This is a genomic window from Stenotrophomonas pavanii, assembly GCF_900101175.1.
GTDB classification, from domain to species: Bacteria; Pseudomonadota; Gammaproteobacteria; order Xanthomonadales; family Xanthomonadaceae; genus Stenotrophomonas; species Stenotrophomonas pavanii.
Window position 1 is genome coordinate 149,272 of record NZ_FNFQ01000008.1, and the last position, 25,221, is coordinate 174,492.

Below are 25,221 nucleotides of genomic sequence, written 5' to 3' on the forward strand. Positions count from 1 at the left end.
TACGCATGAACAACGACGCTGCATCCCGTGAGATCACCGCTGCCGTTGTGCGCGGCAAGGAACAGCCGTTCGTCATCGAGCAGGCCACGCTGCGTGGCGTGCAGGATGACGAAGTACGGGTGAAAGTGGTGGCCGCCGGCCTGTGCCACACCGACCTGATCGTGCGCGACCAGTACTACCCGGTGCCATTGCCGGCTGTGCTCGGCCACGAAGGTGCCGGCATCGTCGAAGCGGTCGGGCCCAACGTCAAGGCGCTGCAGGTGGGTGACCACGTGGTGCTGACCTATGGTGCCTGCGGCCACTGCAATCCCTGCCGCGGCGGTCACGGCGCCTACTGCCGCGACTTCTTCGCATTGAATTTCGGTGGCGACGATGGCCACGGCCATACCGCGATCACCGATGCGCACGGCCAGCCGCTGCACGACCACTTCTTTGCACAGTCCTCGTTCGCCACCTATGCGCTGGCGCGCGAGATCAACGCGATCAAGGTGCCCGACGATGCGCCACTGGAACTGCTCGGCCCGCTGGGCTGTGGCATCCAGACCGGCGCCGGTGCGGTGCTCAATGCACTGCAGGTACGGTCCGGCAGCAGCTTCGCCAGCTACGGTGCCGGTGCGGTCGGGCTGAGCGCGGTGATGGCGGCCAAGGTGGCCGGCGCCACCACCATCATCGCCGTCGATGTGGTGCCCTCGCGCCTGGAACTGGCGCTGGAGCTGGGGGCCACGCACGTGGTCAACAGTCGCGAGACTGACGTGGTCGAGGCGGTGCGTGCGATCACCGGCGGCGGGGCCGACTACGCGCTGGAATCGACCGGGCGCCCGGAGGTGCTTTCAGCCGGGATCGAGGCGCTCGGCGGACGGGGCATGATGGGCGTGGTGGGTGCGCCGAAGCTGGGCACAACTGCCAGCTTCGATGTCAACAACCTGCTGCTGGGGGGCCGCAGCATCCGTGGCATCGTCGAGGGCGACAGCGTGCCGCAGGTGTTCATTCCGCAGCTGGTGGCCCTGTTCCAGCAGGGACGCTTCCCGTTCGACAAGCTGGTGAAGTTCTATCCGCTGGAACAGATCAACCAGGCCGCCGAAGACAGCACCCGTGGCATCACGCTGAAGCCGATCCTGCGCATCGCCGCATGAAACGATGCGTTGCCGCGGCGCCTGGTTCGCCGCGGCAACGCAGGTGTACCCTCGGTAGCCGTGGCCGCGTCGGCCACCGGCGGAGGGCGCAGGTGATGATGGCCACGACAGTCGGGCAACAGCAGGTGGTGGCGGCGCGTGCCGCCTTCGCCGAGGGCGATGCGCAGTCATTGCAGCTGTTGCCGTTGCCCCTGCAGCGGTCGTGGCAGCGCTCCCGTGCGGCGGGCCTGCAGCCGGGACAGGAGCCTTGCTATCCACCGCTGCTGGGTGACGGCCGCCACCTGTCCCATCCCGATGACCGGCGCCTGGCGGGCTGCGTGCGGCCCGAGCTCGAACAGCTGTGGGCCGCGTTCGGTGGGCGCGGCTGGACGATGTTCTGCGCCAACCGCGATGGCATGGTGATCGCGCAGCAGGCGCATGGCCTGGAAGACGCGCCCCTGCTGCGGCCGATCCAGGTCGGGCGGCGGCTCGGCGAGAGCGTGATCGGCACCACCGCACCGGCGGTCAGCCTGGCCGACGACCTGCCTGCGCTGGTGCGTGGCAACGAGCACTACCTGCAGCGTTTCGCCCCGGTGTTCTGCCTGAGTGAGCCGCTGCATGATCCCGATGGCCGGGTCTGTGGGGCGATCGACATTACCGGCCTGGGCGAGCGGGATCCGTCCTTGCTGCAGGGCTATTTCCGGCAGGCGGCGCTGGCCAGCGAGAATCGCCTGTTCAGTGCGCTGGCCGACGTCCACCTGCTGGCGGTGCAGCATGATCCGCGCTGGTTGCTGTCGCCGCTGCAGGGGCTGCTGGCAGTGCAGGAGGATGGCCAGCTGCGCGCGGCCAACCGCGTTGCGCGGCGCCTGCTGGGCCTGCCCAGGCGCGGGCCGTTGCCCTTGCTGGACCTGGGCGTGCTGTTTGCCGGCGCCAGTGCGGCACAGCGGCGCCGCCTGCTGCAACCCGGTGCACCGCATCGGGTCCGGCTGGGCGAGGGCAGTGCGGTCTACCTGCAGCATCTGCAGGGGCCGCGGTGCGCGGCGCGGCGCGGTACGCCGCGCCGTGCCAGCAACACCACCGGTACGCCACTGCTGCGTCAGCAGCAGCGCGAGGCGGCACGCCGCGCGGCGCAGGCCGCGGACGGCAATCTCAGCCTGGCTGCGCGCCAGCTGGGGATCTCGCGCACCACGCTGTACAAGCTGCTGCGCGATTGACGCGGGGATCGCCGGGCACGGCCCGGCGGATCGATCAGTCGCGGAAGTTGTTGAACTGCAGCGGTAGTTCGAACTTGCCGGCTTTCAGTACTGCGATGGCCTCCTGCAGATCGTCGCGCTTCTTGCCCTGCACGCGCAGCTTGTCGCCGTTGATCTGGCTTTCCACCTTCAGCTTGGCGTCCTTCAGTGCAGCGGCGATCTTCTTGGCGATCTTCTGCTCGATGCCCTGCTTGACGGTGATCTTCTGCCGGGCCTGGGCCAGGTTGGTCTCGATGTCACCGAACTCCAGGCTGAGCACGTCGATGCCGCGCGCGGCCAGGCGTGCGCGCAGGATGTCGTTCATCTGCTTGAGCTGGAACTCGGTCGGCGCGGTCTGGTTGATCACATCGCCGTCGCGTTCGAACCGGGCATCCACGCCCTTGAAGTCGAAGCGGGTGCTCAGTTCGCGGTTGGCCTGGTCGATGGCGTTGGTCAGTTCGTGGGTGTCGACTTCGGACACGACGTCGAAGGAAGGCATGGGCGATGCTCCGCAGGATTCAGTGGCGACCATTCTATCGCGAGGGCCCGCATGCCCGTGTTCTGCAGAAGGCGACGACCGGGCGATAATGGGCCATGAACGTGCAACGCTCCCCTTCGCGTGCGGTGGCCTGGATGGTCGCTGCGGTCGCCTGTTTCTCGCTGATGGACGCTGGCATGAAGCAGCTGTCGGCCAGCTACCCCACCCTGGAAGTGACCTTCCTGCGCGGCGCGGCCTCGTTGCCGTTCGTGCTGGTGTGGGTGCTGGCCAGCGCGGGGCCGCGTTCGCTGGTGCCGCGCCGCTGGGGCCTGCACCTGCTGCGCGGGGCGCTGGGCATGGCGATGATCGGCTGCTTCGTGTTCGCCCTGCGCGACCTGCCGCTGTCCACCGCCTACACCATCTACTTCGTCGCTCCGCTGCTGATCGCCGCCTTGTCGGTGCCGCTGCTGGGCGAGCGGGTCGGGCCGCGGCGCTGGGTCGCCATCGGCATCGGCCTGGTCGGCGTGCTGGTGGTGCTGCGTCCGGGCGTGGACGGCTTCATTTCGGTGCCCGGCCTGATGGTGCTGGCGGCGGCAACCGCCTATGCCGTGGCGGCGATCACGGTCAGCCTGCTGACCCGCACCGATACCTCGCAGTCGATGGTGGTGTGGTTCCTGGTCATCATGGCCATCGGTGCCGGCCTGCTGTCCATTCCCGGCTGGGTGCCGCTGCAGCTGGCGCATGCACCGCTGATCGCCGGCATGGGCCTGGCCGGGGCCCTGGGCCAGATCGCCCTGACCAAGGCCTTCCAGCTGGGCGAGGCCTCGATGATCGCGCCGCTGGAGTACAGCGGGCTGGTCTGGGTGATCGGCTGGGACCTGGCCTTCTGGGGCCAGCTGCCCGACGGCTATACCTGGGTGGGCGCCGCGATCATCGTCGCCTCCGGTCTGTACCTGCTGCACCGCGAGCGGGTGAACCGGCAGGAGCCGCCGAAGCCGCTGGATCATCCCTGAGCCGGTTGGGCCAGGGAATGCGGTCAGAGCCCCTGCGGGGATCCGACCCCGGCGAATGCGCCGGCGCGGGCGGCTTAGAACCAAAAGGAATAACATTCTGGCCCATGGCGCGGGCGCGCGACGGCCTGCGCTGGTAGGCTGCACGCCCCCTTCCGTCACCCAGCCGGTGAGCCACGCCCGTGATCGAGTTCCAGCGCCTGCACAAATCCTATGCCGTTGCCGGCCGCGAAGTCAGCGCGCTGCAACCGCTGGACCTGACCATCGAAGCCGGTGAGGTATTCGGCATCATCGGCCATTCCGGCGCCGGCAAATCGACCCTGATCCGCATGATCAACCGGCTGGAAGAACCCAGTGGCGGGCGGTTGCTGATCGGCGGCGAGGATGTCACCGCGCTGGACGCGGACGGCCTGCGCGCGCTGCGCCGGCGCATCGGCATGATCTTCCAGCACTTCAACCTTCTGTCCTCGCGCACCGTGGCCGGCAATGTCGCCTTCCCGCTGGAGCTGGCCGGGACGCCGAAGGCGGAGATCGATGCGCGCGTTGCCGAACTGCTGCAGACCGTCGGCCTGGAAGCGCATGCGCAGAAGTATCCGGCGCAGCTGTCCGGTGGCCAGAAGCAGCGCGTCGGCATCGCCCGTGCGCTGGCGACCCGCCCGCAGATCCTGCTGTGCGACGAGGCCACCAGTGCGCTCGACCCGCAGACCACTGCATCGGTGCTGTCGCTGCTGTCGAAGATCAACCGCGAGCTCGGCCTGACCATCGTGCTGATCACCCACGAGATGGATGTGATCCGCCGCGTCTGCGACCGCGTCGCCGTGCTCGATGCCGGCCAGATGGTCGAAACCGGACCGGTTACCCGCGTCTTCCTGCACCCGCAGCACCCGACCACGCGCCGGTTCGTCAGCGAGTCGGAGCATGTGGACGAAGGCGCGTTGCACCGCGATTTCGACGTGGTCGGCGGGCGCATCGTGCGCCTGACCTTCCTCGGCGGCGACACCTACGAACCCCTGCTCGGCAGCGTCGCGCGCCAGACCGGGGTCGACTACAACATCCTGTCCGGGCGTATCGACCGGATCAAGGACACCCCGTATGGCCAGCTGGTGGTCGCCCTGGTGGGCGGTGACCAGTCTGCCGCGCAGGCCGCGTTCGTGGCTGCCGGCGTGCATGTTGAGGAGCTGCGTCGATGATCATCGCCACTGCCGGTGGTTTCTTCCGCCATCTGGATGCGGGCAAGTGGGCCGACATCGGCCAGGCGACCCTCGACACCCTGCTGATGCTGCTTGGTTCGCTGCCGCTGACCCTGGTCATCGGCCTGCCGCTGGGCGTGCTGCTGTACCTGTTCGGCGCGCCGCAGATGAAGCGGCGTCCGTTCGCCTACGGTGCGCTGGCGCTGGTGGTGAACCTGTTGCGTTCGGTGCCTTTCATCATCCTGATGATCGTGCTGATCCCGGTCACGCTGTTCCTGATGGGCACCTCGCTGGGCGTGCGCGGTGCGATCGTGCCGCTGGTCATTGGTGCCGCGCCGTTCTACGCGCGCCTGGTCGAGACCGCGCTGCGCGAAGTGGATCGGGGCGTGATCGAGGCGACCCAGGCGATGGGTGCCACCACCTGGCAGCTGGTCACCCGCGTGCTGCTGCCGGAAGCGCGCCCGGGCCTGATTGCCGGTGCGACGGTCACCACCGTGGCCCTGATCGGCTTCACCGCGATGGGCGGTGCGATCGGCTCGGGCGGCCTTGGCGACCTGGCGTTCCGCGATGGTTACCAGCGTTCGCACACCGACGTCGCCCTGGTCACCGTGGTCCTGCTGCTGGTGCTGGTGCAGCTGCTGCAGATGCTCGGCGACCGCCTGGTCGCGCATTACAGCCGCAGATAACAGAGTGCCGGGCGGCGCCCGGCATCGTTCGGGTAGTGCCGGCCGCTGGCCGGCAGCTTGCAGCCTGCAGAGGGTCGACAGGGTGCCTGTCATAGCGCCAGGCTCTGGAAGCCGCCACGCCCATCAGGGATCGATATCGCCAGACTGGGACTGGCAGCACATCGCGTTCCTTGGTATGTTCCGTAAGGCGTAATACGTTTGACGGAATGATCCGTTCATTCCGCTGCAAGCAGACCCGTGCCCTGTTTGAAGGAGCCTGCCCTCGCGCTTGGCGCCCGATACGACGCGCGGCTGAACGTAAACTCCAGCTGCTCGATTCGGCACAGACGCTGGCCTTCCTGCGCAGCCCGCCCGGGAATCGTCTTGAGGCGCTGTCAGGTGATGGGAGAGGACAATACAGCCTCCGCATCAATGATCAGTGGCGGCTCTGTTTCACCTGGACCGACAGCGGCGCCGATGCCGTGGAAATTGTTGACTATCACTGAGGTGCCCGCCATGAAGCGTCCCCACAACGGCATGCGCGCCATCCATCCTGGCGAGATCCTGCGCGAAGAGTTTCTGCTGCCCCTGTCGCTGAGCGTGAATGCGTTGGCGAAGGCGCTGGATGTTCCCGCAACGCGGCTGCACGCCATCGTCCACGGTCAGCGCAGCATCTCGGCGGACACGGCAGCGCGGTTGGCACGGCATTTCGGCGGGGATGCCGCTTCCTGGCTTGCGATGCAGGCGGCCTACGATCTCAAGACGTTGCCAACACGCAGCGAGATCGAACGCCGCGTGCAGCCTCGGGCGGCATGAATCCTGGACGCGCGGCCCCGGATCCGCGCCCACGATCCGGTCAACGCGCGTTCGGTACTTCGTAGCCCAGCTTGCCGACCTGCTCCGGGTGCTGCGGCACGCGCTTGAGCTTGTCGGTGTTTACCCCGTACTCGTCACGCAGGCGCTCGGCCAGCTCCTTGTACAGGGCTTTGTCCATGTCCGGCGTGCGCGAGAAGATCCAGGCCATCTCACGGCCCGGATAACCGATCAGCGCCCACGAGTAATCCGGGGCGACTTCCAGTACCCGCGAATGGGTGGGCACCACGCGGTAGAACCAGGTGCGCCAGCCGTGGTTGCCGCTGTCCGGGTCGACGCTGGCGCGCGCGCGCACTTCCTGCAGCGGTTCGCCGAAGCCATCGCGGTAACGGTAGGTGATGCCGACCTTGTGCGCGTCGCGCAGTTCGTACTCGTTGACGCTGGCCACGTGCCCGCGCTCGATGAAGTTCGGCACGCGGCCGATCACGTACCAGGTGCCCATGAAGCGCTTCAGGTCGATCGGTGCATCCGGATCGGCGGCGCGCGGGACGCTGGCACGGGGTGATGGCGGCTCACCGGCCGCCATGGCGGGACCCGCCAGGGACAGGGCCAGCAACACGGCGCAGAGCGGGCGGATCGAAGTCATGCGGGAGCGGGCTCAGGAGGGCTTTGCCTGAGCATGGTCGACTGAGCGTGCGCGATCCGTCAATGGTGTCGCAACCTGTGAGAAGGGGCTTGCCCAAGCTGTGTTGCATTGTCTACCGGAGAAGCCCCATGAACGCACGTTCCGTCCGTCGCCCTGCAACTGAACGCATTGTCGAACGCGCCGACCCGCGCCTGCTGCGTGGCGTGCGGCAGCTGGCCCTGGCCGGGCTGGCGCTGGTGCTGGTCTGGCCGGCGGCACGTGGCAACAGCACGTGGCTCGGCTGGCTGCCGATGTGGCTGGTGGGCATGCCGCTGGTGGCCTGGTGGGCGCTGCTGCGCTTTCCACTGCCGCGCCTGTCAGGGCTGCCGCTGGTGCGGCGTACCGGTGGACAGGCGCGGCGCAGGCCTGTTCCGGCCTCGCGTGGCCGGCGCAGCCCGGCCGCCACGGCCTGACCTTCGACACGGGGGAGGCCACGACATTCCGTGCTAGCGTTCCACGGCTTATGACTGCCTGGAGCTGCAATGTCACGACTCGCTTCCGCCTGCCTGCTGGCCGGCATGATGACCGCTGCCTCGGTGGGGACCGCCGTGGCCGCTGAAGACACCGATCGCTACGCCTGGCTGGAGGACGTCACCGGCGACAAGCCGCTGTCCTGGGTCAAGGAACAGAATGCCAAGTCCGAGGCGCGCCTGGCGCAGACCCCGGCCTTCAAGCAGATGGAGACCCGCATCCGCGAGGTGCTCGACTCCGATGCCAAGATTCCCGGCGTGCAGAAGATCGGTGACTACTACTACAACTTCTGGAAGGACCAGCAGCACGAACGCGGCCTGTGGCGGCGCACCACCCTGGCCGAGTACCGCAAGGCTTCGCCGCAGTGGGAGACCGTGCTCGACCTGGATGCACTGAACAAGGCCGAGGGTGAGAACTGGGTCTGGCACGGCGCCGACTGCCTGCGCCCGGATTACAGCCGCTGCCTGATCGCGCTGTCGCGCGGCGGTGCCGACGCCGACGTGACCCGCGAGTTCGACCTGGCCAACAAGACCTGGATCAAGGACGGCTTCTTCCGTCCGGAGTCGAAGGGCGGCCTCAACTGGGTCGATCGCGACACCGTGTTCGTCTACACCGACTTCGGTGCCGGCTCGATGACCACCTCCGGCTACCCGCGCGTGGCCAAGCTGTGGAAGCGCGGCACGCCGATGGCCTCGGCCACCGTGGTGTATGAAGGCAAGCCGGAGGACATGTACATCGCGGCGATGCACGATGACACCCCGGGCTTCGAACGCAACCTGGTCAGCCGCACCCTGGCGTTCTACAACAACGAGATCTACCTGCGCGGCGACGACGGCACGCTGACCAAGATCGACGCGCCGAATTCGGCCGAGAAGGGCCTGCACAAGCAGTGGCTGACCCTGGAGCTGCGCGATCCGTGGACCGTGCGCGGCAAGACGTACGCGTCCGGTTCGCTGCTGGCGACGAAGCTGGATGACTTCCTGGCCGGCAAGCGCGAGTTCGACGTGCTGTTCACCCCGACCGCGACCACCTCGCTGGCCAGCGCCACCTGGACCAGGAACCACCTGGTGCTGAATGTGCTGGACGACGTCAAGAACCGCCTGTCGGTGCTGACCCCGGGCGCCAATGGCTGGCAGACCAGCCGCTTCGTGGGCGCGCCGGCCTTTGGCACGCTGGGCGTGGCGGCCGTGGACAGCAACGACAGCGATGCGGTGTGGCTGACTGCAACCGACTACCTGACCCCGACCACGCTGGCCCTGGCCGAGATCGGCCAGGCACCGGAAACGCTGAAGACCATGCCGGCCTTCTTCGATGCCAAGGGCAAGGTGATCGAGCAGCACTTCGCCACCAGCAAGGACGGCACCCGCGTGCCGTACTTCGTGGTGCACGACAGGGCGATGAAGCTCGATGGCTCCAATCCGACGCTGCTGTACGGCTACGGTGGCTTCGAGATCTCGCTGACCCCGAGCTATTCCGGTGGCATGGGCCGCGCCTGGCTGGAGAAGGGCGGTGTGTATGTGGTCGCCAACATCCGCGGCGGCGGCGAGTACGGCCCGCGCTGGCACCAGGCGGCGCTGAAGCAGAACCGTCACAAGGCCTATGAAGACATGGCTGCGGTGGCGCGGGACCTGGTCAAGCGCAAGATCACCAGCGCCAAGCACCTGGGCGTGCAGGGCGGCAGCAACGGTGGCCTGCTGACCGGCAACATGCTGACCCAGTACCCGGAGCTGTTCGGTGCGGTGGTGGTGCAGGTGCCGCTGCTGGACATGAAGCGCTACAGCCACCTGCTGGCCGGTGCCTCGTGGATGGCCGAGTACGGCAACCCGGATACCAGCGACTGGGAGTTCATCAAGACCTTCTCGCCGTACCACCTGTTCAACGCGAAGAAGAACTACCCGCCGGTGCTGTTCACCACCTCGACCCGCGACGACCGCGTGCACCCGGGCCACGCCCGCAAGATGGCCGCGAAGATGATCGACGCCGGCAAGGACGTGACCTACTACGAGAACATCGAAGGGGGCCACGGCGGCGCCGCCAACAACGCGCAGGCCGCGCATATGTCGGCGCTGGCCTACAGCTTCCTGTGGGAGCGGCTGGGCGGCAAGTAAGCAGAACGGAAAACGCCGCCCGAGGGCGGCGTTTTTCTTTGCCGGTAGTGCCGGCCGCTGGCCGGCAACTGCATCATTCACGCATTCCCGGGTTGCCGGCCAGCGACCGGCACTACCGTCAACGTGATCCCTGCCAGCGCTTCAACCCGCGCGCGATCCGCGCCACCGCCTCCTGCAACCGGGGTACTTCCTGCGTGTACGCCAGCCGCACGTGCTGGTTGGCGCGATGGAAGCCGAAATCCAGGCCCGGGGTGAACGCCACGTGCTCGGTTTCCAGGAAGTGGGCGCAGAACGCCTGCGCATCGTCGGTGAATGCGCTGACGTCGGCGTACAGGTAGAACGCGCCCTGCGGCTCGACCTCGATACGGAAGCCCAGCTCACGCAGCGCGGGCAGCAGGAAGTCGCGACGCTGGCGGAACGCTTCGCGACGCTGCTCGAAGATCGCCATCGATTCTTCGCTGAAACACGCCAGCGCGGCGTGCTGGGCAATGCTGGAGGCGCTGATGTACAGGTTCTGCGCCAGCTTCTCCAGGTCCGGTACCGCTGCCGGGGGTGCCACCAGCCAGCCCAGCCGCCAGCCGGTCATGCCGAAGTACTTGGAGAAACTGTTCAGCACGAACGCGCTGTCGTCCACCTGCAGCACGCTGGGCGCATCCAGGCCGTAGGTCAGGCCGTGGTAGATCTCGTCCACCACCAGGTGGCCGCCCCGCGCGTGCAGGGCCTGCGACAGTGCCGCCAGTTCGTCGGCGGCAAGCACGGTGCCGGTGGGGTTGGCCGGCGAGGCGACCAGCGCGCCGACGCTGTCGGCGTTCCAGTGCTGTTCGACCAGGGAGGGGGTGAGCTGGTAGGCCGTGTCCGGGCCAACCGGCACCAGTTGCGCGCCGCCTTCCACCAGGCGCAGGAAATGACGGTTGCACGGATAACCGGGGTCGGCCAGCAGCCAGTGGCGCCCGGGGTCGACCAGCAGGCTGCTGGCCAGCAGCAGCGCACCGGAGCCGCCCGGAGTGACCAGGATGCGTTCAGGGTCGATGTCCAGCCCGTAGTGGCTGCGATAGAAGCCGCTGATCGCCTGGCGCAGCGCCGGCAGGCCGCGTGCAGCGGTGTAGCGGGTATGGCCGGCGGCCAATGCGGCCTGGCCGGCACGCACGACCGGTTCGGCCGTGGTGAAGTCCGGCTCGCCGATTTCCAGGTGGATCACATCGTGGCCGGCCTGTTCCAGCGCCTGCGCGCGGGCCAGCAGGGACATCACGTGGAACGGGGCGATTTCATGGCTGCGCCGGCTGTAGCCCGGCGGGTGGGGCAGGGTGCTCATGTGCCCATGGTACGCCGCGCACCGGGGTCACGCGCTCCGGTAGTGCCGGCCGCTGGCCGGCAACCTCACGGCCTGCGGGTGGGTCGGTTGCCGGCCAGCGGCCGGCACTACCGGCAGGCATGGCCACCATGACGATCCGCAGGGTTGCCGCATTGCCGGGATTGGGGTCAGATCCCCTTTCGGGAAAACGGATGTGACCCCGCCGAAGACCATTGCATTGATGCGCCAGGAACCCTATTTCATGAAGTCCACCCTCTGCCTGTTGCTCGCCAGCCTGATGACCACGACTGCTACCGCCGCCACTCCGCCCGTTCCGCCGGATGCCGCCAGGCATCCGCATGTGGTCAAGGCGCCGTTCGGCGCGACCCGCAATGATGACTATTACTGGCTGCGCGACGACAAGCGCGAGAACAAGGACATGCTGGCTTACCTGCAGGCCGAGAATGCCTACGCGGACCAGGTGCTGGCGCCGCTCAAGCCGCTCGAAGACACCCTGTACAAGGAGATCGTCGGCCGCATCAAGCAGGATGATTCCAGCGTGCCGGCGCGTGAGCGCGGCTACTGGTATTACAGCCGCTTCGAGACCGGCCAGGACTATCCGATCCACGCGCGCCGCAAGGGCAGCATGGAGGCCGCCGAGGAGATCCTGCTGGACGTCAACGCCATGGCCGCCGGCAAGGGCTATTTCAGCGTCGGCTCGATGGAAGTGAGCCAGGACAACCAGCTGCTGGCCTGGGCCGATGATGATGTCGGCCGCCGCCAGTACACGATCCGCTTCAAGGACCTGCGCACCGGCCAGGTGCTGCCCGATGTGATCACCGGCAGCTCCGGCGACCTGGTCTGGGCCGACGACAACCGCACCGTGCTGTACGTCGAGAACGATCCGGAAACGCTGCTGACCGTGCGGGTGAAAAAGCACGTGCTGGGCACCCCGGTCAGCGCCGACACCGTGGTCTACGAAGAACAGGACGACAGCTTCTACATGGGCATCGGCCGCACCCGCGACGATCGCTTCATCACCATCGGCGTGCACAGCACGGTGTCGTCGGAAGAGCGCTACGCGCCGGCCAGCGATCCGACCACGTTCACCGTGCTGGCTCCGCGCCAGCGCGACGTCGAATACGACGCCGACCACTACGACGGCCGCTGGGTGATCCGCACCAACGACGGTGCGAAGAACTTCAAGCTGGTCACTGCGCCGACCGATGCCACCTCGCGCGCGCAATGGAAGGATTGGATCGCGCACGACGATGCGGTGTTCATCGAGGGCTTTGAACTGTTCGATGCGTACACCGCCATCGCCGAACGTTCCGAGGGCCTGGAGCGTATCCGCCTGCTGTTCAAGGATGGCCGCAGCGACTACGTGAAGGCTGATGAGCCGGCGTATTCGATGGGCCTGGGCGACAACACCGAGGCCGATACGCCGTGGCTGCGCTACGTCTACACCTCGATGACCACCCCGACCACGGTGTTCGAACTGAACACCGCCACCGGTGAGCGCCGCCAACTGAAGGTGCAGCCGGTGATCGGCTATGACGCCTCGAAGTACGAAACCGATCGCGTCTGGATCACCGCGCGTGATGGGGTGAAGGTGCCGGTGTCGCTGGTCTACCGCAAGGGCTACCAGAAGGATGGCAAGGGCGCGCTGTTCCAGTACGCCTACGGCAGCTACGGCATGTCGATGGACCCGTACTTCAACCAGACGGCGGTCAGCCTGCTCGATCGTGGCGTGGTGTATGCCATCGCCCACATCCGCGGTGGCCAGGAAATGGGCCGCGACTGGTACGAGAACGGCAAGCTGCTGCACAAGCAGAACACCTTCAACGACTTCATCGATGTCACCCGCGGCCTCGTCGCGCAGGGTTGGGCGGCGAAGGATCGCGTCGCCGCGTCCGGCGGCAGCGCCGGTGGCCTGCTGATGGGCGCGGTGGCCAACCAGGCGCCGCAGGATTACCGGGTGATGGTGGCGCAGGTGCCGTTCGTCGACGTGGTCACCACCATGCTCGACCCGACCATTCCGCTGACCACCAACGAGTACGACGAGTGGGGCAACCCGGAACAGAAACAGTATTACGACTACATGCTGTCCTACTCGCCCTACGACAACGTGAAGCGGCAGGCCTACCCGGCGCTGTTCGTGGGCACCGGCCTGTGGGATTCGCAGGTGCAGTACTGGGAGCCGGCCAAGTGGGTGGCCAGGCTGCGGGATGACAACACCGGCCACTACCCGATCCTGTTCCGCACCAACATGGAAGCCGGCCACGGCGGCAAGTCGGGGCGCTTCCAGCGCTACCGCGAGCTGTCCGAGTCGTACGCATTCGTGCTGCAGCAGCTGGGCATCGCCCAGCCCTGAGCGTGAAGGGGTGCCGGGCATTCCCGGCGCCCCGAACCGGTATCCTTGCGGCCATGAGCCTGCCCGAACCACCAGCCTCCGGCGATAGCGCTGTGCCGCCACGCGTGGTGCGTTTCCGCTGGGCGTGGTGGCTGCTGGCCTACGCCAGCCTGGGCACCGGCATCGTCGGCATCTTCGTGCCGGGCCTTCCCACCACCGTGTTCATCCTGATCTCGGCGTGGGCCGCCTCGCGCGGATCCGAGCGCCTGCACACCTGGCTGCTGCAGCATCCGCGCTTCGGCCCGGCCATCGCCAACTGGCAGGCGCACGGCGCGGTCAGCCGCTACGGCAAGTGGATGGCCACGATCACCATGGCGGTATGCGCCGGCATCATGCTGTGGTGCGTGCCGATCGCCTGGGTGAAGTGGTTCTCGATCGGCAGCATGACCGTGGTGGCGATCTGGCTGTGGACCCGGCCGCTGCCGCCCCCCGCGGATTGAGCACCGGCGGTAGTACCGGCCGCTGGCCGGCAACCCGATCCCCTGCACCAACCGCTCAGCCGCCAATGGCTATACTCGGGGCATGAAGATCCCCCATCGAAACGCCATCCTGATTCCGCTGGCAGCGGCCTCGCTGCTGCTCCTCGCCGCCTGCGGCAACAAGGGCCCGCTGGTACTGCCGCAGAAGCCGGTGCCGGTGGAAGAGACCGTCGAACCGGCAGCCGAGCCCGCCACCGAGGCGACCCCGGCGCAGACCCAGGGCACCGCTACCCCGGCCACCACCGTGGACCCGGCTGCACCGACCACCCAGCCGGCACCCGCGCCGGAGAAGACGGCGGGCAGCGGGAATGAGTAAGGCCGGTTCCAGGGCCCTGCGCTTCAGCAAGATGCATGGCGCGGGCAATGATTTCGTAGTGATTGATCTGCGTGACGGCACCGCGCCGCCCACGCCTGAACTGGCCGCGCGCCTGGCCGACCGCCACACCGGCGTCGGCTGCGACCAGATCCTGACCATCGAGGCGCCGCGTGCGGACGGTTCGGTGGCCTCGTACCGCATCTGGAATGCCGACGGCTCCAACTCCGAACAGTGCGGCAACGGCGCGCGCTGCATCGCGGCCTGGCTGGTGCGCGAAGGCAGTGCGCAAGGCGATACATTCGTCATCGACAGCCCGTTGGCCAGCCATGAAGCGAAGGTGCTGGGCGATGGCCAGTTCGCCGTGACCATGGGGGTGCCCGCGTTCGAGCCGGCCAACGTGCCGCTGGTGGGCTTTGCCCACCCGCGCGAGGAATACCTGCTGCCGCTGCAGGGCGAGAGCGTACGCTTCGCCGCAGTGTCGATGGGCAACCCGCATGCCGTGATCGAAGTGGGCCTGATCGATGCCGCACCGGTCGAGCGCGTGGGTGCGCTGCTGCAGCAGCACGCGTCGTTCCCGAGGTCGGTGAACGTGGGCTTTGCCCAGGTCATGGGCCCGGCGCACGCCCGCCTGCGCGTGTTCGAGCGCGGCGTCGGCGAAACCCTTGCCTGCGGCAGTGGCGCCTGCGCCGCCGCGGTGACCCTGATGCAGCGCGGCCGCCTGCAGCGGGATGCCCGCATCAGCCTGCCCGGCGGCGACCTGCGCATCCAGTGGCCGGGCGAGGGCCAGCCGGTGGTGATGGCCGGCCCGACCGCATTCGTCTTCGAAGGGGAGTGGGTGGCATGACCGAAACCGTCGACAAGCTCGGGGCCCATGAAGTCGCTGCCTGGTTGCGGCGTCATCCCGGCTTCCTCAAGCAGTTCCCGGACCTGGCGCTGACCCTGGTGGTGCCGCGTGATGACGGCCCGACCGCGTCGCTGGCCAGCTACCAGCTGGAAGTCCTGCGCGAGAAGAACCGCGAGCTGGCGCGACGGTTGGCCGACCTGGGCGCGACCGCCCAGGTCAATGAACGGCTGGCGGTGCGTACGCACCAGCTGACCCTGGCACTGATGAAGCAGGACAACGCGGCTGACACCCTGCGCGCGATGGCCGCATCGCTTCAGGAAGACTTCGCCGGCGACCTGGTGCGGCTGGTGGTGCATGCGCCGGTGGCCGGGCTGGAGCAGGCCGACTGGCTGCAGGTGATCGCTGCCGATGATCCGCAGCTGGGGCCGTTCCGCGACTGCCTGAAGGACGGCGAGCCGATCTGCGGCCGCCTGCAGCCGGAAAAGAACGCCGTGCTGTACGGCGCGCGCAGCGAGGAAGTGCAGACCACCGCGCTGCTGCCACTGCCAGGGGTGGGCCTGATCGCGGTCGGCAGCCACGACCCGAACCGCTTCTACCCGGGCATGGGCACGTTGTTCCTGCGCATGATGGGCGACGCCCTGGCCACTGGCCTGAAGCGCTTCGCGGGCTGAGCAGGGCACGACGGCGATGAGCGCGGTACAGGCCTTCCTGCAGCACCTGCAGGTGGAGCGGCGGATGTCGGCGCATACGCTGGATGCCTACCGCCGCGACCTGGACGCGCTGTCGGCCTGGGCCGAGCCGCGCGGCGTGGCCGTGGAAGCACTGGATGCCGATGCGTTGCGCCAGTTCGTGGCCGATGAGCATCGCCGCGGGCTGTCGGCCAAGAGCCTGCAGCGCCGCCTGTCGGCCTGCCGAAGCTTCTACGCCTGGCTGCTCAAGCACGGACGCGTCGAGGCCAGCCCGGCGGCGACGTTGAAGGCCCCGCGCGCGCCGCGCCGCTTGCCGCAGGTTCTCGATGCCGATGAGGCCGTGCAGCTGGTCGAGCTGGAGCCGGACGGCGACCTCGGCCGCCGTGACCGCGCGCTGCTGGAGCTGTTCTATTCCTCGGGCCTGCGCCTGAGCGAAGTCTGCGCGCTGACCTGGCGCGATCTGGATTTCGACAGCGGCCTGGTCAACGTGCTGGGCAAGGGCAACCGCCAGCGCAGGGTGCCGTTCGGCCGGCCGGCGCGCGAAGCGCTGCAGGCCTGGCGCGCGGAAAGTGGTGGCGGCCCGGCTTCGCCGGTATTTCCCGGCCGCAACGGGCCGATCAGCCCGCGTGCGGTACAGATCCGCATCCGCCAGCTGGCGCAGCGCCAGGGCCTGTTCAAGCAGGTGCACCCGCACATGCTGCGGCACAGTTTCGCCAGCCATATCCTGGAATCGTCCGGCGACCTGCGCGGCGTGCAGGAGCTGCTGGGCCACGCCGACATCGCCACCACGCAGATCTATACCCACCTCGATTTCCAGCACCTGGCCAAGGTCTACGACGCCGCGCACCCGCGCGCGAAGCGCCGACGCAGCAACGACGGCAGCGGAGAAAGCTGAACGTTGCCCTTGCGGCAGCCGGTCGCGGGTGGCTTGAAGGGCGCAGCGCAGTCCCCACCTCTGGTTCTGTCACCCCGGAGGCATCATGGACCCCAGTCAGAACCCCAACGTTTTCCACGCCACCACCATCGTCTGCGTCCGTCGCGGCGAGCACGTGGCCATTGCCGGCGACGGCCAGGTCACGCTGGGCCACACCGTGATGAAGGGCAATGCACGCAAGGTGCGCCGCCTTGGCCGCGACGGCCAGGTGCTGGCCGGATTCGCCGGCGCCGCGGCCGATGCCTTCACCCTGTTCGAGCTGTTCGAGGCCAAGCTGGAGAAGCACGGCCAGTTGCAGCGCGCAGCGGTCGAACTGGCCAAGGATTGGCGCACCGAGCGTCGCCTGGGGAAGCTGGAAGCCCTGTTGGCGGTGGCCGACAAGGAAACCTCGCTGATCATCAGCGGCACCGGTGATGTGATCGAGCCGGAGGACGGCATCATCGCCATCGGCTCCGGTGGCTCGTACGCGCTGTCTGCGGCGCGCGCGCTGATGGCGCACACCGCACTGGATGCGCGCACCATTGCCAGCGAAGCGATCGGCATCGCCGGCGACATCTGCATCTACACCAACCGCAACGTGGTGGTCGAAGAGCTGTGAGGGTAGCGCCGGCCGCTGGCCGGCAACCTCATGCTCCCCCGCACGCGTGCCTGGTTGCCGGCCAGCGGCCGGCACTACCGACAAAGAATCCGTGAGCACATCCATGTCGAAGATCGAAGTTTCCTCCGCCACCATGACCCCGCGCGAGATCGTGCAGGAACTGGACCGACACATCGTCGGCCAGCACGACGCCAAGCGCGCGGTGGCCATCGCCCTGCGCAACCGCTGGCGCCGCATGCAGCTGGTGCCCGAGCTGCGCAATGAAGTGATGCCGAAGAACATCCTGATGATCGGCCCGACCGGCGTCGGCAAGACCGAGATCGCGCGCCGCCTGGCCACCCTGGCCAACGCGCCGTTCGTGAAGGTCGAAGCGACCCGCTTCACCGAAGTCGGCTATGTCGGCAAGGACGTCGAGCAGATCATCCGCGACCTGGCCGATACCGCGGTCAAGCTGTATCGCGAACAGGCCAAGGTGCGCGTGCGCACCCAGGCCGAAGAGCGCGCCGAAGACCGCATCCTCGATGCACTGCTGCCGCGCCGCAGCGGTGGCATCGGTTTCGATCCGGAAGTGGCGCGCAACGAGCCGTCGGCGCAGGACAACGAGACCCGCATCAAGTTCCGCAAGATGCTGCGCAACGGCGAGCTGGACGAGCGCGAGATCGAGCTGGACCTGGCCGCGAACGTGAGCATGGACATCATGACCCCGCCGGGCATGGAGGAAATGGGCCAGCAGCTGAAGTCGATGTTCGCCAACCTCGGCGGCGGCGCCAAGGCGCACAAGCGCACGCTGACCATCAAGGCCGCGCGCCCGTTGCTGGTCGAGGAAGAGGCCGGCAAGCTGGTCAACGAGGACGACATCCGTACCGCCGCGATCGAAGCCTGCGAGCAGCATGGCATCGTCTTCATCGACGAGATCGACAAGGTCGCCAAGCGCGGTGACAACGTGGGCGGTGGTGATGTATCGCGCGAAGGCGTGCAGCGTGACCTGCTGCCGCTGGTGGAAGGCTCCAACGTGTCCACCAAGTACGGCACGATCAAGACCGACCACATCCTGTTCATCGCGTCGGGCGCGTTCCACCTGGCCAAGCCCAGCGACCTGATTCCGGAACTGCAGGGTCGTTTCCCGATCCGCGTTGAACTGGGTGCACTGAGCAAGCATGACTTCGTGCGCATCCTGACCGAACCGAAGGCCGCGCTGACCAAGCAGTACGAAGCACTGCTGGCCACCGAAGGGGTCAAGGTCAGCTTCACCGCCGATGCCATCGACCGCCTGGCCGAGATCGCCTTCCAGGTGAACGAGCGCCAGGAGAACATCGGTGCCCGCCGCCTGCACACCGTGCTGGAGCGCCTGCTGGATTCACTCAGCTACGAGGCACCGGACCGTGACGGTGAAAGCCTGGCGATCGACAGCGCCTACGTGGACAAGCACCTGGGCGAGCTGGTGCAGGATCCGGACCTGAGCCGCTACATCCTGTAACGCCCGATGGGGTCGGATCCTTCGCCGCGGCGAGGGCTCTGGCCCCGCCCGCTGCAACAGAAAAGGCCGCCGCAAGGCGGCCTTTTTCTTGTGCGGTCAGCGCGATGGCCGGGTGCGGTAGTCCCGCAGCACCTGGTCGATCACCGCACTGGTGCGCGCAGCGGTGGCGCCGGTCGATGGCGAACGGCCGCTGCCACGCAGCTCGCCCACGAGGCGCGCGATCAACGGCTGCTGGACCGACGGCGGGTTCGGGATGTCGAAGGCCTGCACGCCCGCTTCGGTTTCCAGCACCACCGGTACATCCTCGAAGGTCGCAAAGCGCAGCTGGCCACGGTCGCCGGTGATCTCGATCTCATCCTGGCGACGGAACGCGCAGAAGCTCCATTGCGCGATGCCATGCACGCCTGGCCCGATGCGGAAGCACATCGAGACGCTGTCCTCGGCGGCGTAAGCGCCGGTCGACGAACTGGCCAGGCCGCGTACATCGCTCAGCGGCCCCAGCAGATGGTCGAGCAGGTCCAGCGTGTGCGAGCCCAGGTCGACGAACAGCCCGCCGCCAGCGATGGCGGGGTTGGTCCGCCAGAAATCCGGCGATGCGGCAGCCGCCGAATGCGGCCGGTGCAGGGTCGCGCGCACGCTGCGCGGCGTACCGATCGCGCCGCTGTCCAGCAGCTGCTTCACCTGCGCGAAACGGGGCAGGGCACGGCGGTAATAAGCCACGAACACCGGCACGCCGCAGCGCGCGCTGGCGTCCAGAACGCGTTCGCATTCGCCATGGTCCATTGCCATCGGCTTTTCGATGTAGACCGGCTTGCCTGCGGCGATCGCCTGCAATGCGTACTGCATGTGCGTGGAGGGTGGGGTGGCGACGTACACCGCGTTCACTTCAGGATCCGCGATCAGTGCATCGGCATCCGCGTACCAGCGCGCAATCGCGTGGCGGCGCGCATAGTCTTCGGCCAATGCGGCATTGCGGCGCATGACCGCCGCCACCCGCGAGCCGGGCGTACTGGCCAGCGCCGGACCGCTCTTCTTCTCGGTGACGCTGCCGCAGCCGATGAAGCCCCACACCACGTTGTCCAGGATCATCGATCTACCCTTGCAGGGGTGCCGCAGTGATGGGAGCAGCCTCGTTCACGCCTCGGGCAGCGGCTCGGGGACGGTGCCGGGAACGAACACGCCGTCCTTCACGTAGGCAGCCAGAGTCATGTCCAGCGCGAGCATGCCATCGCGCTTGAGGTCCATCAGGTCCGGTTCGACCATCGCGCCGTGCAGCACGCCCAGCACGGTCGCGTGCAGCATGCGTGCGGCGATCTTGGGGTCGGCACCCTCGCGCAGCTGGCCCAGGTCGCGGGCGCGGCGCAGGGCGCGCTCCATCCGGTCCAGCGCATCACGGAAGCCGGCCTGCTGCATTTCGGTCAGTACCCGGGTGTCGGCCGAGGCATCACTGCGCAGCATGATCTCCATGGTCTTGCGCAGGCGCTCGTCCTCGGACAGCTCGATGAACGAGTGGATCATCACCGCGCGCAGGTCGTGCACCGGGGTATCGCGCTGGTCGGTCGAGGTGCGCTCCAGTTCCTGCATGAAGGGCAGGTGCACGCGTTCGACGATCGCGGCCAGCACCTCGCTCTTGTTCTTGAAGTGCCAGTAGACCGCGCCGCGGGTGTAACCGGCGCGGGCACCGATCATCTCCAGCGTGGTCCGGGCCACGCCGTGTTCATGGAAGCAGGCTTCGGCGGCGTCAAGGATGCCTTCCCGGGTTGCCTGGGTGTCCTCTTTGGTCTTGCGGGCCATGGATGGGTACGAGTGCGGGTGAAACGTGGCTGAATTGTACCTGTTTACAAACAAACAAGCATGTATGTATATTTCGCTCCCATCATTCCCGCCGTGTACCTGGCAGGCCGCCCGTGGCTGCCGCCGCACGCCGGAGCGCGTTGCCTGCCGGCCCGATCGGTCGATATCAGCGCTTTTTGAGATTCCTTCCCCTGAGAGCCTTTCCGTCATGTTGCTGAGCCGAATCCGACCCATTGCGTTGTCGCTGGCGATCGCTGCGACCGTGGCTGCCTGTGGCGGCCAACCCCAGGCCCCCGAGCAGGGCCCGGGCGAGGTCAGCGTGGTCACCCTGAAGTCCGAGACCGTGGGCCTGACCCGCGAACTGCCGGGCCGTACCAATGCCTTCCTGGTTGCCGAAGTGCGCCCGCAGGTCAATGGCATCGTCGCCAAGCGCCTGTTCACCGAGGGCGGCATGGTCAAGGCCGGCGAGCCGCTGTACCAGCTCGACGACGCCAGCTACCGCGCCCAGGCCAACAACGCCCGCGCCCAGCTGGCCCGTGCCGAAGCCACCGCCAATGCCGCCCGCCTGAGCGCCAGGCGCATCACCGAGCTGGCCAAGGTCGATGCGGTCAGCCAGCAGGACCTGGAAAACGCCGTGGCCGCGCAGAAGCAGGCCGAAGCGGACGTCGGTGCCGCCAAGGCCTCGCTGGATGCGGCCAACGTCACCCTGGGCTACGCCCGCATCACTGCGCCGATCAGCGGCCGCATCGGCAAGTCCAGCGTCACCCAGGGTGCGCTGGTCAGCGCCGGTCAGGCCAATGCGCTGGCCACGGTGCAGCAGCTGGACCCGATCTATGTCGACCTGACCCAGTCTTCGGCCGAGCTGCTGCAGCTGCGCCGCGAACTGGCTGCCGGCCGCCTGCAGGACAACCAGACCCTCCCGGTCAGCATCCTGATGGAAGACGGCAGCACCTTCGAGCACAAGGGCACGCTGGAGTTCTCCGAAGTCAGCGTCGATCCGACCACCGGCAGCTTCGGCCTGCGCGTGAAGGTGGACAACCCGGACGGCCTGCTGATGCCGGGCATGTACGTGCGTGCGGTGATCGGCGGCGGCGTGCGCAGCGATGCGGTGCTGGTGCCGATGCAGGGCATCGCCCGCGACCCGAAGGGCGACACCACCGCGATGGTGGTCGGCAAGGACAACAAGGTCGAAGTGCGCCCGGTCAAGGTCAGCCGCACGGTCGGCGACAAGTGGCTGGTCGAGGACGGCCTGAAGGCCGGCGACAGGGTCATCGTCGAAGGCCTGCAGAAGATCGGCCCCGGCATGCCGGTCAAGGCCACCGAGAAGGGCGCAGCTCCGGCCACGCCGGCAGCGACCGCCCAGCCTGCCGCCCCGGCCGGCGACGCGAAGTAAGCGGAGAACCCCATGGCACGCTTTTTCATCGATCGACCCATCTTTGCGTGGGTGATCGCCATCATCATCATGCTCGCCGGCGGCCTGGCCCTGTTCAAGCTGCCGGTCTCGATGTACCCCAACGTCGCACCGCCGGCGGTGGAAATCAGCGCCACCTACCCGGGTGCGTCGGCCAAGGTGGTCGAGGACTCGGTGACGCAGATCATCGAGCAGAACATGAAGGGCCTTGATGGCCTGATCTACTTCTCCTCCAACAGCTCGTCCAACGGCCAGGCCACCATCACCCTGACCTTCGAGAGCGGCACCAACCCGGACATCGCCCAGGTGCAGGTGCAGAACAAGCTGCAGCTGGCCATGCCGCTGCTGCCGCAGGAAGTGCAGCGGCAGGGCATCAACGTGGCCAAGTCCAGCTCGGGCTTCCTGAACGTCATCGCGTTCGTGTCCGAGAATGGCAGCATGGACGCCAACGACATCGCCGACTACGTCGGTTCCAATGTCGTCGACCGCCTGAGCCGCGTGCCGGGCGTGGGCAACATCCAGGTGTTCGGTGGCAAGTACGCCATGCGCATCTGGCTGGACCCGAACAAGCTGCATACCTATGGCCTGTCGGTGCCGGAAGTGACCGCTGCGATCAAGGCGCAGAATGCCCAGGTGGCGATCGGCCAGCTCGGCGGTGCGCCGTCGGTGAAGGGCCAGCAGCTCAACGCCACCATCAACGCGCAGTCGCGCCTGCAGACCCCGGAGCAGTTCCGCAACATCATCGTGCGCGGCGCGCAGGACGGTGCCGAGCTGCGCCTGGGCGACGTTGCCCGTGTCGAACTGGGTGCCGAATCCTATGACTTCGTCACCCGTCACAACGGACAGCCGGCCAGCGGCCTGGCGGTCACCCTGGCCACCGGCGCCAACGCGCTGGACACCGCCGCAGGCGTGAACGCTGCGCTGGAGGACATGAAGAGCTTCTTCCCGGCCGGGTTGAAGGCCGAGGTCCCGTACGACACCACCCCGTTCGTGCGCGTGTCGATCAAGGGCGTGGTGCAGACCCTGATCGAAGCGATCGTGCTGGTGTTCGTGGTGATGTACCTGTTCCTGCAGAACTTCCGCGCCACCCTGATCCCGACCATCGCGGTGCCGGTGGTGCTGCTGGGTACGTTCGGCGTGCTGGCGATGCTGGGCTTCTCGGTGAACATGCTGACCATGTTCGCGATGGTGCTGGCGATCGGCCTGCTGGTGGACGATGCCATCGTGGTGGTGGAGAACGTCGAGCGCATCATGTCCGAGGAAGGACTGTCGCCGCTTGAAGCGACCCGCAAGTCGATGGGCCAGATCACCGGTGCGCTGGTCGGCATCGGCCTGGTGCTGTCGGCGGTGTTCGTGCCGATGGCCTTCATGAGCGGCTCCACCGGCGTGATCTACCGCCAGTTCTCGGCCACGATCGTCTCGGCGATGGCGCTGTCGGTGCTGGTCGCGATCGTGCTGACCCCGGCGCTGTGCGCGACCCTGCTCAAGCCGCTGAAGAAGGGCGAGCACCACGTCGCCCACCGTGGCCTGGCCGGTCGCTTCTTCAATGGCTTCAACCGCGGCTTCGACCGCACCAGCGAACGCTACCAGCGCGGCGTGCGCGGCATCATCCACCGTCCGTGGCGCTTCATGGGCATCGTGGCGGCGCTGTTCGTGCTGATGGGCGTGCTGTTCGTGCGCCTGCCCAGCTCGTTCCTGCCCAACGAAGACCAGGGCGTGCTGATGGCGCTGGTGCAGGCGCCGGTCGGCGCCACCCAGGAGCGCACGCTGGAATCGATCGCGGCACTGGAAAACCACTTCCTGCAGAACGAGAAGGACGCGGTGGACTCGGTGTTCTCGGTGCAGGGCTTCAGCTTCGCCGGCATGGGCCAGAATGCGGGCATGGCGTTCGTCAAGCTGAAGGACTGGAGCGAGCGTGACGCCAACAATGGCGTGATGCCGATCACCGGCCGCGCGATGGCGGCACTGGGCCAGATCAAGGATGCCTTCATCTTCGCCTTCCCGCCGCCGGCCATTCCGGAACTGGGTACCGCCTCGGGCTACACCTTCTTCCTGAAGGACAACAGTGGCCAGGGCCACGAGGCACTGGTGGCCGCGCGCAACCAGCTGCTTGGCCTTGCCGCCGGCAGCAAGAAGCTGGCCAACGTGCGCCCGAACGGCCAGGAAGACACGCCGCAGTTCCGCATCGACATCGACGCAGCCAAGGCAACCTCGCTGGGGCTGTCGATCGACCAGATCAACGGCACGCTGGCGGCCGCATGGGGCAGTTCGTACATCGATGACTTCGTCGATCGCGGCCGCGTCAAGCGCGTGTTCGTGCAGGCCGACCAGGCGTTCCGCATGGTGCCGGAGGACTTCGATCTCTGGTCCGTGAAGAACGACAAGGGCGAGATGGTGCCGTTCAGCGCCTTTGCCACCAAGCACTGGGACTACGGCTCGCCGCGCCTGGAGCGCTACAACGGCGTATCGGCAATGGAAATCCAGGGTGAACCGGCCCCGGGTGTTGCCTCCGGTGATGCCATGGCCGAAATCGAGCAGCTGGCCAAGCAGTTGCCGGCAGGCTTCGGCATCGAGTGGACGGCGATGTCCTACCAGGAGCGCCAGGCCGGCTCGCAGACGCCGCTGCTGTACACGCTGTCGCTGATGATCGTGTTCCTGTGCCTGGCCGCGATGTACGAAAGCTGGAGCGTGCCGACCGCGGTACTGCTGGCCGCCCCGCTGGGCATCCTCGGTGCCGTGCTGGCCAACACCTTCAAGGGCCTGGAGCGCGACATCTACTTCCAGGTGGCGATGCTGACCACGGTGGGCCTGACCAGCAAGAACGCGATCCTGATCGTCGAGTTCGCCAAGGAAAACCTGGAGAAGGGCGCCAGCCTGGTCGACGCGATCATGCACGCCGTGCGCGACCGCCTGCGCCCGATCGTGATGACTTCGCTGGCCTTCGGCATGGGCGTGGTACCGCTGGCGATTTCCAGCGGTGCCGGCTCCGGCGCCAAGCAGGCGATCGGCACCGGCGTGCTGGGCGGCATGATCGTCGGCACCGTGCTCGGCGTGTTCTTCGTGCCGCTGTTCTTCGTGGTGGTGCAGCGCGTGTTCAAGCGCAAGTCCGCGACGTAAGCGAATCGGTAGTGCCGGCCGCTGGCCGGCACCTACTGCTTGCTTGATGTGAATCCAACGAGGTTGCCGGCCAGCGGCCGGCACTACCTCCTGC

General features: G+C 67.5%; 24 protein-coding genes. 19 read left to right on the forward strand and 5 right to left on the reverse strand.

Features of this window, described 5'->3' with window-relative positions; all coding sequences use genetic code 11:
* The first annotated feature begins 5 nt into the window (after nucleotides 1-5).
* On the forward strand, nucleotides 6-1,133 hold the full coding sequence (locus BLS66_RS14605) for an NAD(P)-dependent alcohol dehydrogenase (RefSeq protein WP_053461428.1): 1,128 nt from the start codon (nucleotides 6-8) through the stop codon (nucleotides 1,131-1,133).
* Nucleotides 1,134-1,228: 95 nt separating this feature from the next.
* Nucleotides 1,229-2,326 carry a helix-turn-helix domain-containing protein gene (locus BLS66_RS14610; RefSeq protein ID WP_049464643.1) on the forward strand — a complete coding sequence of 366 codons (1,098 nt, stop codon included), beginning with the start codon at nucleotides 1,229-1,231 and terminating at the stop codon, nucleotides 2,324-2,326.
* 34 nt (nucleotides 2,327-2,360) lie between these two features.
* Here BLS66_RS14610 and BLS66_RS14615 read toward each other — a convergent pair whose 3' ends face one another.
* Nucleotides 2,361-2,843 carry a YajQ family cyclic di-GMP-binding protein gene (locus tag BLS66_RS14615; RefSeq protein WP_049464641.1) on the reverse strand — a complete coding sequence of 161 codons (483 nt, stop codon included), beginning with the start codon at nucleotides 2,841-2,843 and terminating at the stop codon, nucleotides 2,361-2,363.
* A gap of 95 nt (nucleotides 2,844-2,938) precedes the next feature.
* Here BLS66_RS14615 and BLS66_RS14620 point away from each other — a divergent pair, with 95 nt between their 5' ends.
* From BLS66_RS14620 to BLS66_RS14640, 5 genes are all read left to right on the forward strand, one after another.
* Nucleotides 2,939-3,835, forward strand: coding sequence for a DMT family transporter (locus BLS66_RS14620; protein WP_014038546.1), 897 nt, complete (start codon nucleotides 2,939-2,941; stop codon nucleotides 3,833-3,835).
* A 179-nt stretch (nucleotides 3,836-4,014) separates the two neighbouring features.
* A complete protein-coding gene (locus tag BLS66_RS14625; RefSeq protein WP_010481369.1) occupies nucleotides 4,015-5,022 on the forward strand; it encodes a methionine ABC transporter ATP-binding protein in 1,008 nt (335 codons plus the stop codon).
* The gene (locus tag BLS66_RS14630) at nucleotides 5,019-5,708 is read left to right on the forward strand and encodes a methionine ABC transporter permease (protein WP_049464639.1); all 690 of its coding nucleotides are present in this window, start codon (nucleotides 5,019-5,021) and stop codon (nucleotides 5,706-5,708) included. Before BLS66_RS14625 ends, BLS66_RS14630 begins: the two co-directional genes overlap by 4 nt.
* Nucleotides 5,709-5,914: 206 nt before the next feature.
* Nucleotides 5,915-6,193 carry a type II toxin-antitoxin system RelE/ParE family toxin gene (locus BLS66_RS14635; protein ID WP_074726168.1) on the forward strand — a complete coding sequence of 93 codons (279 nt, stop codon included), beginning with the start codon at nucleotides 5,915-5,917 and terminating at the stop codon, nucleotides 6,191-6,193.
* A gap of 10 nt (nucleotides 6,194-6,203) precedes the next feature.
* Nucleotides 6,204-6,503: a HigA family addiction module antitoxin gene (locus tag BLS66_RS14640; RefSeq protein ID WP_049439995.1), complete on the forward strand. Its 300-nt coding sequence runs from the start codon at nucleotides 6,204-6,206 to the stop codon at nucleotides 6,501-6,503.
* A gap of 40 nt (nucleotides 6,504-6,543) precedes the next feature.
* Here BLS66_RS14640 and BLS66_RS14645 read toward each other — a convergent pair whose 3' ends face one another.
* Nucleotides 6,544-7,146, reverse strand: a complete 603-nt coding sequence (locus BLS66_RS14645; protein WP_049464637.1) for a lipocalin family protein — start codon at nucleotides 7,144-7,146, stop codon at nucleotides 6,544-6,546.
* A 128-nt stretch (nucleotides 7,147-7,274) separates the two neighbouring features.
* On the opposite strand from BLS66_RS14645, the gene BLS66_RS14650 reads away from it, so the two are divergent.
* Nucleotides 7,275-7,598: a hypothetical protein gene (locus tag BLS66_RS14650; RefSeq protein WP_057495120.1), complete on the forward strand. Its 324-nt coding sequence runs from the start codon at nucleotides 7,275-7,277 to the stop codon at nucleotides 7,596-7,598.
* Between the two features lie 69 nt (nucleotides 7,599-7,667).
* Nucleotides 7,668-9,764: a prolyl oligopeptidase family serine peptidase gene (locus BLS66_RS14655; protein ID WP_074726169.1), complete on the forward strand. Its 2,097-nt coding sequence runs from the start codon at nucleotides 7,668-7,670 to the stop codon at nucleotides 9,762-9,764.
* A 118-nt stretch (nucleotides 9,765-9,882) separates the two neighbouring features.
* Here BLS66_RS14655 and BLS66_RS14660 read toward each other — a convergent pair whose 3' ends face one another.
* Nucleotides 9,883-11,076: a pyridoxal phosphate-dependent aminotransferase gene (locus tag BLS66_RS14660; protein ID WP_057495121.1), complete on the reverse strand. Its 1,194-nt coding sequence runs from the start codon at nucleotides 11,074-11,076 to the stop codon at nucleotides 9,883-9,885.
* 241 nt (nucleotides 11,077-11,317) lie between these two features.
* Here BLS66_RS14660 and BLS66_RS14665 point away from each other — a divergent pair, with 241 nt between their 5' ends.
* The 8 genes from BLS66_RS14665 to hslU all read left to right on the forward strand — a co-directional run bounded on the left by BLS66_RS14665 (nucleotide 11,318) and on the right by hslU (nucleotide 18,805).
* Nucleotides 11,318-13,429, forward strand: coding sequence for a S9 family peptidase (locus BLS66_RS14665; protein WP_074726196.1), 2,112 nt, complete (start codon nucleotides 11,318-11,320; stop codon nucleotides 13,427-13,429).
* Between the two features lie 53 nt (nucleotides 13,430-13,482).
* The gene (locus BLS66_RS14670; RefSeq protein ID WP_074726170.1) at nucleotides 13,483-13,908 is read left to right on the forward strand and encodes a YbaN family protein; all 426 of its coding nucleotides are present in this window, start codon (nucleotides 13,483-13,485) and stop codon (nucleotides 13,906-13,908) included.
* An 82-nt stretch (nucleotides 13,909-13,990) separates the two neighbouring features.
* Complete coding sequence (gene lptM, locus BLS66_RS14675; RefSeq protein WP_074726171.1) at nucleotides 13,991-14,263, forward strand: LPS translocon maturation chaperone LptM; 273 nt, start codon at nucleotides 13,991-13,993, stop codon at nucleotides 14,261-14,263.
* A complete protein-coding gene (gene dapF, locus BLS66_RS14680) occupies nucleotides 14,256-15,107 on the forward strand; it encodes a diaminopimelate epimerase (protein ID WP_074726172.1) in 852 nt (283 codons plus the stop codon). The genes lptM and dapF overlap by 8 nt, the downstream gene beginning before the upstream one ends.
* Nucleotides 15,104-15,778 carry a DUF484 family protein gene (locus BLS66_RS14685; RefSeq protein WP_057495124.1) on the forward strand — a complete coding sequence of 225 codons (675 nt, stop codon included), beginning with the start codon at nucleotides 15,104-15,106 and terminating at the stop codon, nucleotides 15,776-15,778. Before dapF ends, BLS66_RS14685 begins: the two co-directional genes overlap by 4 nt.
* A 16-nt stretch (nucleotides 15,779-15,794) precedes the next feature.
* Nucleotides 15,795-16,691: a tyrosine recombinase XerC gene (gene xerC, locus BLS66_RS14690; protein WP_074726173.1), complete on the forward strand. Its 897-nt coding sequence runs from the start codon at nucleotides 15,795-15,797 to the stop codon at nucleotides 16,689-16,691.
* Between the two features lie 85 nt (nucleotides 16,692-16,776).
* The gene (gene hslV, locus BLS66_RS14695) at nucleotides 16,777-17,328 is read left to right on the forward strand and encodes an ATP-dependent protease subunit HslV (RefSeq protein ID WP_049464619.1); all 552 of its coding nucleotides are present in this window, start codon (nucleotides 16,777-16,779) and stop codon (nucleotides 17,326-17,328) included.
* A 103-nt stretch (nucleotides 17,329-17,431) separates the two neighbouring features.
* Nucleotides 17,432-18,805: an ATP-dependent protease ATPase subunit HslU gene (hslU, locus tag BLS66_RS14700; RefSeq protein ID WP_049464617.1), complete on the forward strand. Its 1,374-nt coding sequence runs from the start codon at nucleotides 17,432-17,434 to the stop codon at nucleotides 18,803-18,805.
* Nucleotides 18,806-18,901: 96 nt separating this feature from the next.
* On the opposite strand, the gene BLS66_RS14705 is transcribed toward hslU, so the two are convergent.
* Together BLS66_RS14705 and smeT are read right to left on the reverse strand one after the other, a co-directional pair.
* On the reverse strand, nucleotides 18,902-19,894 hold the full coding sequence (locus BLS66_RS14705) for a Gfo/Idh/MocA family protein (protein ID WP_074726174.1): 993 nt from the start codon (nucleotides 19,892-19,894) through the stop codon (nucleotides 18,902-18,904).
* A gap of 45 nt (nucleotides 19,895-19,939) precedes the next feature.
* Nucleotides 19,940-20,599: an efflux transporter SmeDEF transcriptional repressor SmeT gene (smeT, locus tag BLS66_RS14710; RefSeq protein WP_005411090.1), complete on the reverse strand. Its 660-nt coding sequence runs from the start codon at nucleotides 20,597-20,599 to the stop codon at nucleotides 19,940-19,942.
* Between the two features lie 208 nt (nucleotides 20,600-20,807).
* On the opposite strand from smeT, the gene smeD reads away from it, so the two are divergent.
* Both smeD and smeE read left to right on the forward strand, forming a co-directional pair.
* The gene (gene smeD / locus BLS66_RS14715) at nucleotides 20,808-21,992 is read left to right on the forward strand and encodes a multidrug efflux RND transporter periplasmic adaptor subunit SmeD (RefSeq protein ID WP_074726175.1); all 1,185 of its coding nucleotides are present in this window, start codon (nucleotides 20,808-20,810) and stop codon (nucleotides 21,990-21,992) included.
* Between the two features lie 12 nt (nucleotides 21,993-22,004).
* Nucleotides 22,005-25,127, forward strand: a complete 3,123-nt coding sequence (gene smeE / locus BLS66_RS14720) for a multidrug efflux RND transporter permease subunit SmeE (protein WP_074726176.1) — start codon at nucleotides 22,005-22,007, stop codon at nucleotides 25,125-25,127.
* Nucleotides 25,128-25,221 lie beyond the last annotated feature (94 nt).